Below are 18,830 nucleotides of genomic sequence, written 5' to 3' on the forward strand. Positions count from 1 at the left end.
CCAGAAGAGGGCTTCGCGGGTCTTCCAGTGCAGGTAGACGGTGCCCTTGCCGATGCCGGCGCGGGAGGCGACGTCGTCGATGGTGACCCGGCGGTAGCCGTGCTGTTCCAGCAGTTCGGCGGTGGTGTCGAGGATCCGCTCGGCCCGTTCCTGGCGAGCGCCGGACCCCACTGGCAGACGTTGGGATCTGTTCACGGAGAGAGTGTATGACCAGATTTCAAAGTTGGTCAACAAGAAAGCTCGGCTTGTTCCGCCGAGGCTTTAGGAGCCGCCAAGGCCCCCGTTAGCCGCCCCTCGGACATTGATCCGGTTGGCTCCGTGCCCTCCTGCGCGCGGATCGCCGTGACCGCCGTCGCGACCAGTGGGGACTGAATCCATGGCTCCGTCTTCCGAGAAACTCGTTGAAGCCCTCCGCGCGTCGCTGCTGGAGAACGAACGCCTCCGGCGGGACAACCAGCAGCTCACCGAGGCCAGGGCCGAACCCGTCGCCATCGTCGGCATGGCCTGCCGCTACCCCGGGGCGGTGAGTTCGCCGGAGGAGCTGTGGGACCTGGTGCACGACGGGGTCGACGCGGTCGACGGCTTCCCCGCCGACCGCGGCTGGGACACGGCCGCGCTGTACGACCCGGACCCGGAACGGACCGGCCGGACCTACGCCCGCGAGGGCGGGTTCCTCTACGACGCGGGCCGGTTCGACCCCGAGTTCTTCGGCATCTCGCCGCGCGAGGCGCTGGCGATGGACCCGCAGCAGCGGCTCCTGCTGGAGACCGCCTGGGAGACCTTCGAACGCGCCCGCATCCGGCCCTCCACACTGCGCGGCAGCCGCACCGGCGTCTTCACCGGGATCATGTACGGCGACTACGGCGCCCAGCTGTTCCACCGCACCCCCGACGGCTTCGAGGGCTACATCGGCACCGGCAGCGCCTTCAGCATCGCCTCCGGCCGGGTCGCCTACACCTTCGGGCTGGAGGGCCCGGCGGTGACCGTCGACACCGCCTGCTCGTCCTCCCTGGTGACGCTGCACCTGGCCTGCCAGTCGCTGCGCGAGGGCGAGTGCACCCTGGCCCTGGCCGGCGGGGCCAGCGTGATGGCCACCCCGAGCACCTTCATCGAGTTCAGCCGCCAGCGCGGCCTGGCCCCCGACGGGCGGTGCAAGGCCTTCGCCGCCTCCGCCGACGGGGTCGGCTGGGGCGAGGGCGTCGGCATGCTGCTGCTCGAGCGGCTCTCCGACGCGGAGCGCAACGGCCACCCGGTGCTCGCGGTCGTCCGCGGCAGCGCCGTCAACCAGGACGGCCGCAGCAGCCAGCTCACCGCGCCCAACGGACCGGCCCAGCAGCGCGTGATCCGGGCCGCCCTCGCGGCCGCCCGGCTCACGCCCGCCGACGTCGACGCCGTCGAGGCGCACGGCACCGGCACCACACTCGGCGACCCGATCGAGGCGCAGGCCCTGCTGGCCACCTACGGCCAGGCGCGCACCGGCGAACAGCCGCTCTGGCTGGGCTCGTTGAAGTCCAACATCGGCCACACCCAGGCCGCCGCCGGCGTCGGCGGCGTGATCAAGATGGTCCAGGCGATGCGGCACGGCATGCTGCCCCGCACCCTCCACGTGGACGAGCCCACCCCGCACGTCGACTGGGAGTCCGGGGCCGTCGAACTGCTCACCGAGGCCCGGCCCTGGCCCGCGACCGACCGCCCCCGCCGGGCCGCCGTCTCCTCCTTCGCGATCAACGGCACCAACGCGCACGTCATCCTCGAAGCCGCCCCCCGACACCCCGGCGAGCCGAGCAGCGACCAGCCCCGGGCCGACCGGCCGCACCAGGCCGGGCACACCGACCAGCCGCACACCGACGAGCCGCGCCCCGCCGCCACCGCGCCGGCCCTGTCCTGGCTGCTCTCCGCCCAGACCGAGCCGGCCCTGCGCGACCAGGCCGCCCGGCTCGCCGCCCAGCTGGACCGCCGGCCCGCCGACCCGGCCGCCGTCGCCCTCGCCCTCGCCACCACCCGCGACCAGCACCCGCACCGCGCGGTGGTAGTCGGCACGGACACCGCCGCACTCCGCGCCGGGCTGGACGCACTCGCCGACGGCCGGGCCGACGCGGGCCTGGTCCAGGGCGAGGCCGCGGAACCCGGCCGGACCGTCCTGGTCTTCCCCGGCCAGGGCTCCCAGTGGGAGCGCATGGCCGTCGACCTGCTGGACACCTCCGACGTCTTCCGGGAGGCCATCGAGGCCTGCGCCAAGGCGCTGGCCGAGCACACCGACTGGTCGCTCACCGACGTCCTGCGCGGCGCCCCGGACGCCCCCGGGCTGGAGCGGGTGGACGTCGTCCAGCCGGTGCTCTTCGCCGTCATGGTGTCGCTGGCCCGGCTCTGGGAGTCGCTCGGCGTGCGGGCCGACGCCGTGCTCGGACACTCGCAGGGCGAGATAGCCGCCGCGCACATCGCGGGCGCGCTCACCCTGGAGGACGCGGCCCGCGTCGTGGCCCTGCGCAGCCGGGCCATCACCGCCCTCGCGGGCCGGGGCGGCATGGCCTCCGTCGCGCTGCCGGCCAGCGAGGTGACCGAGCTGATCGGCGCCCGCGCCGACCGCGTCTCGGTCGCCGCCGTCAACGGCCCCCGCCACACCGTCGTCTCCGGCGACCCGACGGCCCTGGACGAGCTGGTGGCCGAGTGCACCGCGCGCGGCGACCGGGCCCGGCTGATCCCGGTCGACTACTCCTCGCACTCCCCCCAGGTCGAGGCGATCCGCGCCGAACTGCTCGCCGAACTGCGCGGCATCGAGCCGCGCTCCGCCGCGACCGTGTTCTGCTCCACGGTCACCGCCGCACCGCTGGACACCGGCACCCTGGACGCCGACTACTGGTACACCAACCTGCGGGAGACCGTCCGCTTCGAAGCGGCCGTGCGCCACCTCGCCGAGACCGGCCACACCACCTTCATCGAGGTGAGCCCGCACGCCGTGCTGCTCCCCGGCATCCAGGAGACCCTGGAGGACGCGCTCGGCGCCGACGCGGCCGGCGCCCTGGTGACCGGCACGCTCCGGCGCGACGAGAACGGCTGGACCCAACTGCTCACCTCACTGGCCCGGCTGCACACCCACGGCCACCCGGTGGACTGGTCCGCCCCGCCGGCCGGCGCCCCGACCGGGCCGGCCGACCTGCCCACCTACGCCTTCCAGCACAGCCACCTGTGGCTGTTCCCCGCCGGCGGCGATCCGCGGGCCGACGGGCTGCAGGCCACCGGCCACCCGCTGCTCGGCGGCGCGGTGCACCTGGCGGCCGGTGGAGGCCGGGTCTGGACCGGCCGCGTCGGCCTCGCCGACCAGCCCTGGGCGGCCGAGCACCGGGTGCTGGGCCAGGCCGTCCTGCCCGGCGCGGCGATCGCCGACCTCGCGCTGGGGATCGCCGCCGAGGCCGGCTGCGCGGAGGTCGCGGAACTCGTGCTGAGCGCCCCGGTCCTGCTCCCCGAGGAGGGCGGACTCTGGCTCCAGGCGATCGTCGACGGGCCGGACGACACCGGGGCGCGCGCACTGAGCCTGTACTCCCGCCCGGCCGCCCCCGCCGAGGTCCGGGACGGCGAGGAGGACGAACCCGCCTGGACCCTGCACGCCACCGGACGGCTGAGTGCCGCCGCCGGCGCCGAGCGGCCCGCCACGCCCACCGCCTGGCCGCCGGCCGGTGCCACCGAGCTGGACGCGGACGGCCTCTACGAGCAACTGGCCGCCGTCGGCCTGGAGTACGGCCCGCTGTTCCAGGGCGTCCAGGCCGCCTGGCGCGCCGGTGACACCGTCCACGCCGAAGTGACGCTCCCGGACGACGCCGACGTCACCGGCTACGGCGTCCACCCGGCCCTGCTGGACGCCTGCCTGCACCCGATCGCCCTGCTCGGCGCGCCCGACGAGCCGCACCTGCCGTTCTCCTGGCAGGGGTTGACGCTGCACCGGGCCGGCGCGCACCGGCTGCGGGTCAGCGTCGAGTCGACCGGGGAGCAGACCGCCCGGCTCACCGCCACGGACGAGGAGGGCGCCCCCGTGCTCGACCTCGCCGAGCTGACACTGCGCCGGATCGCCGCCGACCAGCTCGCCGCCGGTCGACCCGCCGCGGGCCGCCGGGACGGCGGCGTCGACGCGCTGTTCACCGTCGAGTGGCCCCCCGTCACGGCACCCGCCGATCCGCCGGCCCGCACCTGGCTGGTGCCGGGCGGCCCGACGGCCGACCCGACCGCCGCCGAACTGGCCGACGCGGGCCTGGCGGCCCGGACGGCGACCCTCGACGAGGTGACCGAGGGCGACGTCCTGACCGTGCCCGTCCCGCCCGCGGCCGACGGGGACGTCCGCAGCTCGCTCGAACCGGTCCTCGCCCTGGTACGCGACTTCCTCGACCGCGACCTGCCCCCGGACACCCGGCTCGCCGTACTCACCCGCGGCGCCGTCAGCACCGAGCCGGACGGCGACGTCACCGACCTCGGCGGCGCGGCGGTGTGGGGGCTGATCCGCTCGGCACAGACCGAGAACCCCGGCCGGTTCCTGCTCATCGACACCGACGGCCGACCCGAATCGCTTCGCGCCCTGCCCGCCGCCCTCGCCAGCGGCGAAACCCAACTGGCCGTCCGACGCGGCGAGTTGTTCACCCCCCGGCTCGCCCGTCCGGACACGGTGCTCACCCCGCGCACCGACACCGGCGCCTGGTACCTGGGCACCACCGGCACCGGCACCCTGGCCGACCTGGCGCTGCTGCCCGACCCGGAGGCGGACCGCCCGCTCGGGCCCGGCGAAGTGCGGGTCGAGGTGCACTGCGCCGGCCTGAACTTCCGCGACATCATGCTGTCCCTGGGCCTGGTGACCACCGACGTGCGCCGGCTCGGCGGCGAGATCGCCGGTGTCGTACTGGCCGTCGGCCCGGACGTCACCGGACTGGCGCCGGGCGACCGGGTGATGGGCCTGACCGCCGGAACCGGGCCGACCGTGGTCACCGACCGGCGGCTGCTCACCCGCGCACCGCACGGCTGGTCCTTCGCCGAGGCCGCGACCGTACCGGTCGCCTTCGCCACCGCCTACTACGGGCTGCGCGACCTCGCCCGGATCACCGAGGGCGAGAGCCTGCTGGTGCACGCCGCCGCCGGCGGGGTCGGCATGGCGGCCCTCCAACTCGCCCGGCACTGGGGCGTCGAGGTGTACGGCACGGCCAGCGCCGGCAAGTGGCCGGTGCTGCGCGAGCAGGGGCTGGACGAGGCGCACCTCGCCTCCTCCCGCGACCTCGGCTTCGAGGAGCACTTCCGCACCGCCACCGGCGGCAAGGGCGTCGACGTCGTCCTCAACTCGCTGGCCCGCGAGTTCGTGGACGCCTCGCTGCGGCTGCTGGCCGACGGCGGCCGGTTCATCGAGATGGGCAAGACCGACATCCGCGACCCGCAGGAGGTCGCCGCGACGCACCCCGGCATCCGGTACCGGGCGTTCGACATCCTCGACACCGCCGGCGCCGACCGGGTGCAGGAGATCCTCGAGGAGCTGACCGTGCTGTGCGAGCGCGGCGTGCTGAACCCGCTGCCGATCACCTCCTGGGACGTCCACCGGGCGCCCGAGGCGTTCCGCCACCTCAGCCAGGCCCGGCACGTCGGCAAGGTCGTGCTCGACCTGCGGCCCGGCCTCGATCCGCAGGGCACCGCGCTGATCACCGGCGGCACCGGGCTGCTCGGCGGGCTGGTCGCCCGTCACCTGGTCACCGCCCACGGCGTACGCCACCTGCTGCTGCTCAGCCGCAGCGGCCCCACCGCCGACGGCGCCGGCGAACTCGCCGCCGAACTGAGCCGGTTGGGCGCCGACGTCACCATCACCGCCTGCGACACCGCCGACCGCGCGGCACTCGAGGCGGCACTGGCCGACATCCCCGCCGCCCACCCGCTGACCGCCGTGGTGCACGCCGCCGGCGTGCTGGACGACGGCATCGTCCAGTCACTCACCCCGCAGCGCCTGGACAAGGTCCTGCGGCCCAAGACCGACGCGGCCCGGAACCTGCACGAACTCACCCGTGACACCGGGCTGCGCGCCTTCGTCCTGTTCTCCTCGATCGCGGGCACCGTGGGCGGGGCCGGCCAGGCCGGCTACGCCGCCGCCAACGCCTACCTCGACGCGCTCGCCCGGCACCGCCGGGCCAACGGCCTGCCGGCCGTCTCGGTGCCGTGGGGCTACTGGGACCAGGCCAGCGGCATGACCGGCCACCTCGACGCCCAGGACATCCAGCGGATGACCCGCAGCGGGCTCGTCCCGCTGAGCTCCGCCCAGGGCCTCACCCTCCTCGACACCGCGCTCGGCGCCGACCTGCCGGTCCTGGTGGCCGCCCCGCTGGACACCGCGGCCATGCGCGGCATGGCGGGCGGCGCACTGCCGCCGGTGCTGGCCGACCTCGCCCCGGCGCCGCTGCGCCGCCGCGCACCCGGCGGACGCGGCGCCGACGCGGCGGGCGGCGCCGCGGACCTCGTGCGCCGGCTGTCCACCGCGGCCGGCGGCGAACGGGAGCAGCTGGTCCTGGACCTGGTGCTGAACCAGGTGGCGGCGGTGCTCGGGCACGGCTCGCGCGAACGGATCGCGGCCCACCGGGCGCTCAAGGAGCTGGGCTTCGACTCGCTCTCCGCCCTGGAGCTGCGCAACCGGCTCAACGCGGCCACCGGCCTCAAACTCGCCCCGACCCTGGTCTTCGACCACCCCACGCCGAACGCGCTCGCCCAGCAGCTGCTGACCCGGCTCACCCCGGACCCCGCCGCCGCCGTCCGCTCCGCGCTGGCGGAGATCGAGCGGCTGAACCAGCAGATCGCCGAGGCGGCGGTCGAACCCGCGCTGCGCGAGGACATCGCCCAGCGGATCCGGGACCTGCAGTGGCGGTGGGACGACGACCGGCTCGCGCTCCAGCGGACCGACGACCTCGACGCGGCATCCGACCACGAGCTGTTCGAAGCACTCGACATCGAACTCGGCACGGCCTGACCGGTGCCGGAGCATCCCATCCCGCAGAAAGGACACCTCCGCACCGTGGACGACGCCGTGAACGAGACCGGGCCGCAGGCCGACGAGGCCGGCAGCCAGGAGAAGCTGCGCGACTACCTCAAGCGCGCGACCACCAGTCTGCGCCAGACCCGCCAGCGCCTGCACGACCTGGAGTCGCGCGAGCAGGAGCCGATCGCCGTCGTCGGCATGGCCTGCCGCTACCCCGGCGGCGTCCGCTCGCCCGAGGACCTCTGGCGACTGGTCGACTCCGGCACCGACGCGGTCGGCGACTTCCCCGACGACCGGGGCTGGCACCAGGACTCCCTCTACGACCCCGACCCCGACGCGCACGGCAAGAGCTACGTGACCAAGGGCGCGTTCCTCTACGACGCCCCCGACTTCGACGCCGGCTTCCACGGGATGAGCGGCCGGGAGGCCGGCGCGACCGACCCCCAGCAGCGGGTGCTGCTGGAGGTCGCCTGGGAGGCGCTGGAGCGGGCCGCGATCCAGCCGGAGTCGCTGCACGGCAGCGACACCGGGGTGTTCACCGGGGTGATCGGGCAGGAGTACGGCGCGTACGCCGACGCCCCCGAGCTGGAGGGCTTCTTCCTCACCGGCAACACCACCAGCGTCGCCTCCGGCCGGATCGCCTACACGCTGGGCCTGGAGGGCCCCGCGGTGACCCTCGACACCGCCTGCTCCTCCTCGCTGGTGGCGATCCACCTGGCCGTCCAGTCACTGCGCCGCGGCGAGTGCGCGCTCGCGCTGGCCGGCGGGGCGACCGTGATGGCCAGCCCCCGGGTGTTCGTGGAGTTCAGCCGGCAGCGCGGGCTGGCCCCGGACGGCCGCTGCAAGTCCTTCGCGGCCGCGGCGGACGGCACCGGCTGGGGCGAGGGCGCCGGACTGCTGGTGCTGGAGCGGCTCTCCGACGCGGTGCGCGGCGGTCGTCGGATCCTGGCCGTGATCCCGGGCTCCGCCGTCAACCAGGACGGTGCCAGCAACGGCCTGACCGCCCCGAACGGCCTCGCCCAGCAGCGGGTCATCCGCCAGGCCCTGCGCGCCGCCCGGCTCTCGCCGGTGGACGTCGACGCGGTCGAGGCGCACGGCACCGGCACCTCGCTCGGCGACCCGATCGAGGCCCAGGCGCTGATCGCCGCGTACGGGCAGAACCGCCCGGCGGACCGGCCGCTGCGGCTCGGCTCGATCAAGTCCAACATCGGGCACACCCAGGCCGCCGCCGGCATCGCCGGGGTGATCAAGATGGTGATGGCCCTGCGGCACCAGCAGCTGCCGGCCACCCTGCACGTCGACGAGCCGTCCCCGCACGTGGACTGGACGGCGGGCGCGGTCACCCTGCTGCGCCGGCCCGAGGCGTGGCCGGCCGGCGACCGGCCACGCAGCGCCGGCGTGTCCTCGTTCGGGATCAGCGGGACCAACGCGCACCTGATCGTCCAGGAGCCGCCGGCCCCGACCGCCGCCGCCCCCGCCGGCTCCACCCCCGCCGGCTCCACCCCCGCCGACTCCGCCCCCGCCGACTCCGCCCCGGCCGCCGCGGTCCTGCCCGCCGACGGCCTGCCGCTGCTGGTGTCCGCCCGCAGCGAGCCCGCGCTGCGGGCCCAGGCCGCACAGCTGCACGCCTTCCTGACGGCCGATCCGGAGCCGGACCCGGTCGCGGTCGCCCACGCGCTGGCGCTCACCCGCAGCCACCACCCCGTCCGGGCCGCGGTCACCGCACCGGACCGGGGCCCGCTGCTGGAGGCGCTCGACGCGCTCGCCCGCGGCGAGTCCGCGGCCGGGCTGCTCGCGCCGAACGGGCGGCGCGGCCGACTGGCCTTCCTGTTCACCGGCCAGGGCGCCCAACGACCCGGTATGGGAAGGGAGTTGTACGATCGGTACCCGGCCTTCCGAGCGGCCTTCGAGGAGATCTGCGGCCACCTGGACCAGCCGCTGAAGGACATCGTGTTCGCCGCCGAAGGGACGGCCGACGCCGCCCTGCTCGACCGCACCGAGCACACCCAGAGCGCCCTGTTCGCCGTCGAGGTCGCCCTCCACCGGCTGCTGGAGTCCTGGGGTCTGGTGCCCGACCACGTGATCGGGCACTCGATCGGCGAGCTGGCCGCGGCGCACGTCGCCGGCGTGCTGTCGGTCGAGGACGCCTGCACGCTGGTGCGGGCCCGCGGCCGGCTGATGCAGGCGGCCCGCCCGGGCGGTGCGATGACCGCCGTCCAGGCCACCGAGGACGAAGTCGCCCCGCTGGTCGCCGAACACCCGGCCGAGGTGGCGATCGCCGCCGTCAACGGACCGCGCGCCGTCGTCGTCTCGGGCGACGAGGCCGCGGTCGAGCGGATCGCCGCGCACTTCGCCGGCCTGGGCCGCAAGACCCGCCGGCTGACCGTCAGCCACGCGTTCCACTCCCCCCACATGGACGAGGTGCTGGCGGACTTCCACCGGGTCGCCGAAGGCTTGGAGTACCACGCGCCGCGCATCCCGGTGATCTCCAACCTCACCGGCCGCCCGGCCGGCGAGGAGCTGCGCTCGGCCGACTACTGGACCGAGCACATCCGGCGGCCGGTCCGCTTCCACGACGGCGTCCGGCAGTTGCGCGAACTCGGCGTGACCGCGTACCTGGAGATCGGGCCGGACCGCACGCTGACCGCGATGGCCGAGCAGTGCCTGGCCGACGACGGCGACGGCGACGGGACCGACGGCGAGGCCGTGTTCATCGCCCCGCTGCGGCGCGGGCACTCGGAGCCGCGCAGCGTCCTCGCGGCGGCCGCCGAGGCGCACCTGCTGGGCCGCGACCTCGACTGGTCGGCGGTGCTGGGCGGCGCCCCCGCACCCGAACTCGACCTGCCCACCTACCCGTTCCAGCGCCGGCGGTTCTGGCTGGACAGCGCCGGAGCGGGCGACGCGGGAGCCCTCGGGCAGAGCCCGGTCGGGCACCCGCTGCTCGACGCGGCCGTCCAACTCCCCGACGGCGGCCAGCTGTTCACCGCCAGGCTGACGCTCGCCGGGCAGCCGTGGCTGGCCGACCACCGGGTGGCCGGCACCGTCCTGCTGCCCGGGACGGGCTTCCTGGAGCTGGCACTGGAGGCCGCCGCGCGCTGCGGCCTGGCCGGCGTCGAGGAACTCACCCTGCACAGCCCGCTGCCGTTGACCGGCCACGACGCCGTCCAGCTGCGCCTCCAGGTGGCCCCCGAGGGCGAGGACGGAGCGAGGGCGCTGACCGTCCACTCGCGCCCCGAGGCGACCGCGCCCGACGGCGAGTGGACCCACCACGCCACCGGTTCGCTCACCGGCGAGGACGGCGGCCCGCAGTCGCCGCTGCCCGCCCAGTGGCCCCCGGCCGACGCCGCCGCCGTCCCGGTCGACGGCCTCTACGAGGACCTGGACGGGCTCGGCCTCGGCTACGGCCCGGTGTTCCAGGGCCTGCGCGCGGTCTGGCGCTCCGGCACCGACCTCCTGGCCGAGGTCGCGCTGCCCGAGGGCACGGCCGGCGCGCCGTACCGGCTGCACCCCGCCCTGCTGGACGCGGCCCTGCACGCGCTGCTGTTCAGCGGCCCGGACGGCCGGGTCGAACTCGACCGGGTCCGGCTGCCGTTCTCCTGGAGCGGCATCACCCTGCGGGCCACCGGCGCCGACGTGCTGCGGGTGCGGCTCAGCCCACGGGCGGACGGCGGCGGCACCTTCGCCCTGGACCTGTACGACCATGACGGCGACCCGGTCGGCACCGTCGCGGCGCTCACGCTGCGGGCCCTCGACCCCGCGGCGCTCGCCGCCGCCCCCGCCCGCCGCGAGCCGCTGTACCGGCTCGGCTGGACCCAGCTCCCGGGCTCCGCGACCGACCCGGTGCCGGCCGCGCCGGTGGTCACCGGGGCCTCCGCGCTGGCCGCGCTCGCCGAAGCCGTCCGCTCCGGCGCCGACGCCCCCGAGCTGGTCGTCCTCGACACCGCGGCCGCCGACACCACCGGAGCCGGCCCCACCGCGGCGGCCGACGGCGCCGAGTCCGTCCCGGCCCGCACCCACCGGGCCGCCGGTGAACTGCTCACCGTCCTCCAGGAGTTCCTCGGCGACTCCGCGCTGGAGGGCAGCCGCCTCGTGGTGGCCACCCGCCGGGCCGTCACCGCGCTGCCTGAGGACCCGGCCGTCGACCCGACCGGCGCCGCGCTCTGGGGCCTGGCCCGGGTGGCGCAGTCGGAGAACCCGGGCCGCGTCCTGCTGGCCGACCACGACGGCCGCGAGCCGGTCGGCACCGCCCTGCCGGCCGCGTTCGCGGGCGGCGAGAACCAGCTGGCCCTGCGGGCCGGCGCCCGGTACGTGCCCCGGCTGGCCGCCGAGCCGGACACCCCGGTCCACCTGCCGGCGGACCCGGGCACCCCCTGGCGGCTCGAGGTCACCGAGGGCGGCACGCTGGACGGCCTGACCGCCGTCGCCGACACCGCGCCGGCGGAGCCGCTCGGCCCCGGCCAGGTCCGGATCGCCGTCCGGGCGGCCGGCATGAACTTCCGCGACGTGCTGGTCGCGCTCGGCATGTACCCCGGCCGGGCGTCGATCGGCGGCGAAGCCGCCGGCGTGGTCACCGCGACCGGCCCCGGCGTCACCGGACTGCGGGTCGGCGACCGGGTGATGGGCCTGTTCGACGGCGCGATCGCCTCCGGCGCGGTCACCGACCAGCGGCTGCTGGCACGCGTCCCGGCCGGCTGGTCCTTCGCCCAGGCCGCCACCACCCCGGTGGTCTTCCTGACCGCCTACTACGGGCTGCGCGACCTCGCCGACCTGCGCCCCGGCGAACGGCTGCTGGTGCACTCCGCGGCCGGCGGCGTCGGCCTGGCCGCGCTCCAGCTGGCCAGGCACTGGCAGGCCGAGGTGTTCGGCACCGCCAGCCCCGGCAAGTGGCACGCGCTGCGCGAACTCGGCCTGGACGACGACCACCTGGCCTCCTCCCGGACCCTCGACTTCGAGCCGCACTTCGCCGCCGCGACGGACGGCGCCGGCGTCGACGTCGTCCTGGACTCGCTGGCCCGCGAGTTCGTCGACGCCTCCCTGCGGCTGCTGCCGCGCGGCGGCCGCTTCCTGGAGATGGGCAAGACCGACATCCGCGACGCCGGCCAGGTCGCCGAGGCGCACCCGGGCGTCGCCTACCGCGCCTTCGACATGACCGAGGCCGGGCCGGACCGGATCCAGGAGATGCTCCGCGACCTGCTGGAGCTCTTCGAGCGCGGGGTGCTCACCCCGCTGCCGGTCACCGCCTTCGACGTCCGGCACGCCCCCGAGGCCTTCCGCCACCTCCAACAGGCCCGCCACATCGGCAAGGTGGCGCTGACCGTCCCGCAGCCGATCGACCCGGACGGGACCGTCCTGGTCACCGGCGGCACCGGGGCCCTCGGCGCGCTCGCCGCCCGGCACCTGGTGACCGGCCACGGCGCGCGTCACCTGGTGCTCGCCGGGCGCAGCGGCCCGGCCGCACCCGGCGCCGCCGAACTGGCCGCCGAACTCACCGCGCTGGGCGCCACGGTCACCCTCGCCGCCTGCGACGCGGCCGACCCGGCGGCGCTGGCCGACCTGCTCGCGGCGGTGCCCGCAGCGCACCCGCTGACCGCCGTCGTGCACTGCGCGGGCACCCTGGACGACGCCACCCTGCCCGCGCTGACCGCCGACCGCCTGTCGACGGTGCTGCGCCCCAAGGTGGACGCCGCGTGGAACCTGCACCACCGCACGGCCGGCCTCGACCTGGCCGCGTTCGTGCTCTACTCCTCGGTGGCCGGCGTGCTCGGCAACCCGGGCCAGGCCAACTACGCCGCGGGCAACACCTTCCTGGACGCCCTCGCCGAACACCGGCACGCCCTGGGGCTGCCCGCCGTCTCCCTCGCCTGGGGCCTGTGGGACCCGTCCGCGGGCCTGGCCGGCACCCTCGACGGCCAGGAGCGCAAGCGGATCGAACGCTCCGGCCTGCTCCCGCTGGACGCGGCCACCGGGACGGAGCTGTTCGACCGCGCGCTCGCCGCCGGCCGCCCGACGCTCGTCCCGGCCCTGCTCGACCTGCCGGTGCTGCGCCGGATGGCCGCCGACTCGGCGCCGCTTCCCGCCGTGCTGGGCCCGGTGCTCGGCCCGGCCCGGCCGCGCGCCTCCGCGCCGGCGGCGGGCGCCTCCCAGCTGGCCCGCAAGGTCGCGGGCCTCGACGACACGGACGCCACCGGCGTCCTGCTGGACCTGATGCACCGGCAGATCGCGGCCGTCCTCGGCAACGACCCGTCCGAACCGGTCGACCCGGCGCAGCCCTTCAAGGACCTCGGCTTCGACTCGCTGACCGCCGTCGAACTGCGCAACGTGCTCGGCCGCGCCAGCGGCCTGCGGCTGCCGGCGACCCTGCTGTTCGACTACCCGACCCCGGCCGAACTGGCCGCCGAGCTGCTCTCCCGGCTGCGCGGCGCCCCGCAGCCCGCCTCCGGCCCCGCGCCGGCCGGGCCGGCCGCGGCGACGGACGACCCCATCGCCATCGTGGGGATGGGCTGCCGCTTCCCCGGCGGGGCGGACTCCCCCGAGGGGCTTTGGCGGGTGGCCGCCGACGGCATCGACACGATCGCCGACTACCCGGGCGGCCGGGGCTGGAACCTGGACGAGCTGTACGAGCCGGAGCCGGGCAAGGCCGGGCGCACCTACGTGCGCCAGGGCGGCTTCCTGCACGACGCGGCCGGCTTCGACGCCGACTTCTTCGGGATCAGCCCGCGCGAGGCGGAGGCCATGGACCCGCAGCAGCGGCTGCTGCTGGAGGTGGCCTGGGAGACCCTGGAGCACGCCGGGATCCGGCCCGGCACCCTGCGCGGCAGCCAGGTCGGCGTGTTCGCCGGCGTGGCCGCCCAGGAGTACGGGGCCGGGTCCGCCACCACCCAGGAGGCGGTGGCCGGCTACGTGCTGACCGGCTCGACGACCAGTGTGGCCTCCGGCCGGATCGCGTACACCCTCGGACTGGAGGGCCCGGCCGTCACGGTGGACACCGCGTGCTCGTCCTCGCTGGTCGCGGCGCACCTGGCGGCGCAGTCGCTGCGCAGCGGCGAGTGCACCATGGCGTTGGCCGGCGGCACGACCATCATGGCCACCCCCGGGATCTTCCTGGAGTTCAGCCGCCAGCGCGGCATGGCGCCGGACGGCCGGTGCAAGCCCTTCGCGGGCGCCGCGGACGGCACCGGCTGGGGCGAGGGCGTCGGCATGGTGCTGCTGGAGCGGCTCTCCGACGCCCGCGCCAACGGGCACGAGGTGCTGGCGGTGATCCGCGGCTCGGCGGTCAACCAGGACGGTGCCAGCAACGGCCTCACCGCGCCCAACGGCCCGTCCCAGCAGCGGGTCATCCGGGCCGCGCTGGCCTCCGCCGGGCTGACCGCGGCGGACGTGGACGCGGTCGAGGCGCACGGCACCGGCACCGTGCTCGGCGACCCGATCGAGGCCCAGGCCCTGCTCGCCACCTACGGCCAGGACCGCCCGGCCGACCGGCCGCTGCTGCTCGGCTCGATCAAGTCCAACATCGGGCACACCCAGGCCGCCGCCGGCATCGCCGGGATCATCAAGACGGTGCAGGCGCTGCGCCACGGCGAACTGCCGCGCACCCTGCACATCGACGAGCCCAGCCCGCACGTCAACTGGTCGGACGGCGCCGTGCGCCTGCTGAGCGAGAACACGCCGTGGCCGGAGACCGGCCGGCCGCGGCGGGCCGGGGTGTCCTCCTTCGGCATCAGCGGCACCAACGCGCACATCATCCTGGAGGCCGCGCCCGCACCTTCGGCGGCCGCTCCTCCGCAGCCCGGCGCCGCGGACGACGCGCCGGCGGTGCTGCCGCTGGTGCTCTCCGCCCGCGACGCCGCGGCCCTGCGCGAGCAGGCCGCCGGGGTCGTCGAGCTGCTGGCCGCCGACTCCGCGCCCGCCCCGGCCGACCTGGGCTTCTCGCTGGTCACCACGCGCGACCAGCACCCGCACCGGGCCGTGGTCGTCGGCGCCGACCCGGCCGAACTGCGCGAGGGCCTGTCCGCGCTGGCGCGCGGCGAGCAGGCTCCGGGTCTGGTCGAGGGCGTGGCCGGCGCTCCCGGCAAGGTGGCCTTCGTCTTCCCCGGGCAGGGTGCCCAGTGGGAGGGCATGGCCCGCGAGCTGATGGAGACCTCGCCGGTCTTCCGGGAGAGCATCCGGGCCTGCGCCGAGGCGCTGGGGCGCCACACCGACTGGTCGCTGCCGGACGTCCTGCTGGGGCGGCCCGGCGCTCCGCCGCTGGAGCGCGTCGACGTGGTGCAGCCGGCCCTGTTCGCGGTGATGGTCTCGCTGGCGCGGCTCTGGCAGGCCGCCGGGGTGCGCCCGGACGCCGTGGTCGGGCACTCCCAGGGCGAGATCGCGGCCGCGCACATCGCCGGCGCGCTCGACCTGGACGACGCCGCCCGGGTGGTCGCGCTGCGCAGCCGGGCCCTGACCGAGCTGGCCGGCACCGGGGCGATGGCCAGCATCCCGCTGCCGGCCGACGAGGTGACCGCGCGACTGGCGGACTTCGGCGGCGACCTGACGGTGGCCGTGTGCAACGGCCCGGCGGCCACGGTGGTGGCCGGCGCCCCGCAGGACGTCGAGCGCTTCGTCCAGCGGTGCCGGGACGAGGACGTGCGGGCCCGCACCATCCCGGTCGACTACGCCTCGCACACCCCGCACGTGGAGGTGATCCGGGAGCGGCTGCTCGCCGAACTCGACGGGCTGTCGCCCCGGGCCGCGGGCATCCCGCTCTACTCCACCCTCACCGGTGAGCCGCTGGACACCACCCGGATGACGGCCGACTACTGGTACGAGAACCTGCGCCGGCCCGTCCGCTTCGACCGGGCCGTGGCCGCGCTGGCCGCCGCGCAGTTCCGCTCCTTCGTCGAGACCAGTCCGCACCCGGTGCTCACCGTCGCCACGGAAGGGATCCTGGACGGCACCGGCACCGTCATCCCCACCCTGCGGCGGGACGACGGCGGGCTGCGGCGCTTCCTCACCTCCCTCGCCGGCGCCCACACGGCCGGGGTCGCGGTGGCCTGGGAGCGGTCCTTCGAGGCGGCCCGGCCGCGCCGGATCGAGCTGCCCTCCTACCCGTTCCAGCACCGGTCGTACTGGCTTCGCCCGCAGACCCGCGGCAGTGCCGCCGGCGTCGGGCTGGCCGCCACCGGGCACCCGCTGCTCGGCTCGGGCACGACGCTGCCCGGCGGCGCCCGGCTGCTCACCGCGCGGGTGTCGACGGCCGACCACCCCTGGCTCGCGGACCACGCGGTGCACGAGACGGTGCTGCTGCCGGGCACGGCCTTCGTCGACCTCGCGCTGCACGCGGCCGCCCAGAGCGACTGCGACACCGTCGAGGAACTGACCCTGCACGCCCCCGTGGTGCTGCCGGAGCGCGGCGCCGTCCTGCTGCAGGCCATGGTGGGCGAGCCCGACCCGGACGGCCGCCGCTCGTTCACGCTGCACTCGCGCCCGGCGGAGGAGGAGCCGGACGGCGAGTGGGTGCGCCACGCCACCGGCGTGCTGGCCCGCTCCGAGGCGCCCGTGCCGGCGGAGTCCGGCGGGGCCTGGCCGCCGCCCGGCGCCACCCCGGTGGACCTGTCGGCCTTCTACCCGACGCTGGCCGACACCGGTCTCGCCTACGGCCCCGCCTTCCAGGGCGTGCAGGCCGTCTGGCGGGACGACGCCGGTGTCTACGCGGAGGTCGCGGTGGAGGAGGGGCTCTCGGTGAGCGGCTTCGTCCTGCACCCGGCGCTGCTGGACGCGGCGCTCCACCCGGCCACCGTCCGGTCCGAGGGGCCGGGCGAGGTGCGGCTGCCGTTCGCCTGGAGCGGCGTGCGCGCCTGGGCCGCCGAACCCCGGCAGCTGCGGGTGCGGCTGACCGCGACCGGACCGGAGACCGTGGCACTGCGGCTCGCGGACGGGCACGGCGCACCGGTCGCCGAGATCGGCGAGCTGGCGCTGCGTCCGGTCTCCGCCGAGGTGCTGGGCACCCTGCGCGCCGGTTCCGGGCAGCCGCTGCTGCGGCTGGAGTGGGCCTCGGCTCCGGCCGCGACCAGCCGCCCGGTGTCCGGTCCCTGGCAGGTGGCCGGTGACCCGGCGCTGACCGCCGCCCTGCTCGCCGCCGGAGTCGACGCCACGGACTGCACCCCGGCGCCCGCCGCCGACGGCACCCCCGCCGAGCGGGCGCACGCCCTGCTGGTCTGGGCCCTCGCCGTGGTCCAGGAGTTCCTGGCCGACCCGCAGGCGGCCGAAAGCCGCCTGGTGCTGGCCACCCGCGAAGCGGTGGCGGCCGCCGTCGGTGAACGGCCCGACCCGGCCGCCGCCACGCTCTGGGGCCTGCTGCGCTCGGCCCAGTCGGAGAACCCGGACCGGCTGGTCCTGCTCGACCTGGACGACGACCCGCGCTCGCTGCGTGCCGCGCCGGCCGCCCTGGCCACCGGCGAGCCCCAACTCGCCCTGCGCGCGGGCACGGTGACCGTCCCCCGGCTGGCCGCCGAGCCGGCCACGGCGGCCGGCCGACCGGCCTTCCCGGCCGACGGCACGGTGCTCGTCACCGGCGGCACCGGGGTACTGGGCGGCGTCCTGGCCCGGCACCTGGTCGGCGCGTACGGCGTGCGGCACCTGCTGCTCACCAGCCGGCAGGGCCGCGCGGCCGCCGGGGCCGCGCAGCTGGTCGCCGAACTCACCGAGCTGGGCGCCGAGGTGACCGTCGAGCCCTGCGACACCACCGACCGCGCCGCGCTCGCCGCCCTGCTCGGCGCCATCGCGCCGGACCGGCCGCTGTCCGCCGTCTTCCACGCGGCCGGCGTCCTGCGGGACGCCACCATCCCCTCGCTCACCCCGGAGCACCTGGCCGACGTCCTGCGGCCGAAGGCCGACGCGGCCTGGCACCTGCACGAGTTGACAGCCGACCTGCCGCTGACCGCGTTCGTGCTCTACTCCTCGGCCGCCGGAGTGCTGGGCGCGCCCGGCCAGGGCAACTACGCGGCGGCCAACGCCTTCCTGGACGCCCTCGCCGAGCACCGGCACGCCCTCGGGCTGCCCGCCGCCTCGATCGCCTGGGGTCTGTGGGCCGAGGCCGGCGGGCTGACCGGCGACGTCGAGACGGCGCGGGTGGAGCGCGGCGGACTGAGCGCGATGACCACCCCCGCGGCGCTGGAACTGCTCGACGCCGCGCTGGCGGGCCCGCTGCCGGCGCCCGCCGCCGCCCGGCTCAACCTGCCCGTGCTGCGCCGCCGGGCGACCGACGGCACGCTGCCGCCGGTGCTGCGCGGCCTGGTGCGGGCCCCCGCCCGCCGGGCCGGCGCCGTGGACAGCGCCGCGCTGCGGGCCCGGTTGGCCGCCCTGGAGGCCGGGGAGCAGCAGAAGCTGCTGCTGGACACGGTGCGCACCACCATGGCGGCCGTCCTCGGCCACTCCGAACCGGACGCGATCGCCCCGGACCGCTCCTTCCTGGAGCTGGGCTTCGACTCGCTGACCGGCGTGGAGTTCCGCAACCGGCTGGCCACGGCGACCGGTCTGCGGCTGCCCGCCGCCCTGGTCTTCGACCGGCCGAACGCCGCCGCGGTCGCCGAGTACCTGCTGCGGACCCTGGTGGACGCGGCCGACCCGGCCGAGCGGGTGCTGACGGACCTGGAACGGCTGGAGGCCGCCCTGCTGGCGCTGCCGGAGCGCGACCGCGAGCGGGGCAGGGTCACCGCGCGGCTCCAGCGGCTGCTGGACCGCTGGCACGGGACCGCGGACGACCCCGTCCAGGCGGTCGCCGACCGCATCGGCGACGCCAGCGTGGACGAGGTCTTCGACTTCATCGACCGGGAACTCGGCAGGGCCACGACGTGACGAAGGAGCGAAC

General features: G+C 76.6%; 3 protein-coding genes. 2 read left to right on the plus strand and 1 reads right to left on the minus strand.

Annotated features, from left to right (window positions below; genetic code table 11):
- On the minus strand, positions 1-195 hold a 195-nt coding region (locus tag IF30_RS45980; RefSeq protein ID WP_234322969.1), incomplete at its 3' end, for a helix-turn-helix domain-containing protein.
- Between the two features lie 166 nt (positions 196-361).
- Here IF30_RS45980 and IF30_RS0135680 point away from each other — a divergent pair.
- On the plus strand, positions 362-6,976 hold the full coding sequence (locus IF30_RS0135680; protein WP_420791191.1) for an SDR family NAD(P)-dependent oxidoreductase: 6,615 nt from the start codon (positions 362-364) through the stop codon (positions 6,974-6,976).
- 45 nt (positions 6,977-7,021) lie between these two features.
- Positions 7,022-18,817, plus strand: coding sequence for a type I polyketide synthase (locus IF30_RS0135685; RefSeq protein WP_063752932.1), 11,796 nt, complete (start codon positions 7,022-7,024; stop codon positions 18,815-18,817).
- Positions 18,818-18,830: the final 13 nt, after the last annotated feature.

This window comes from Streptomyces sp. NRRL S-350 (assembly GCF_000719705.1).
GTDB lineage: Bacteria > Actinomycetota > Actinomycetes > Streptomycetales > Streptomycetaceae > Kitasatospora.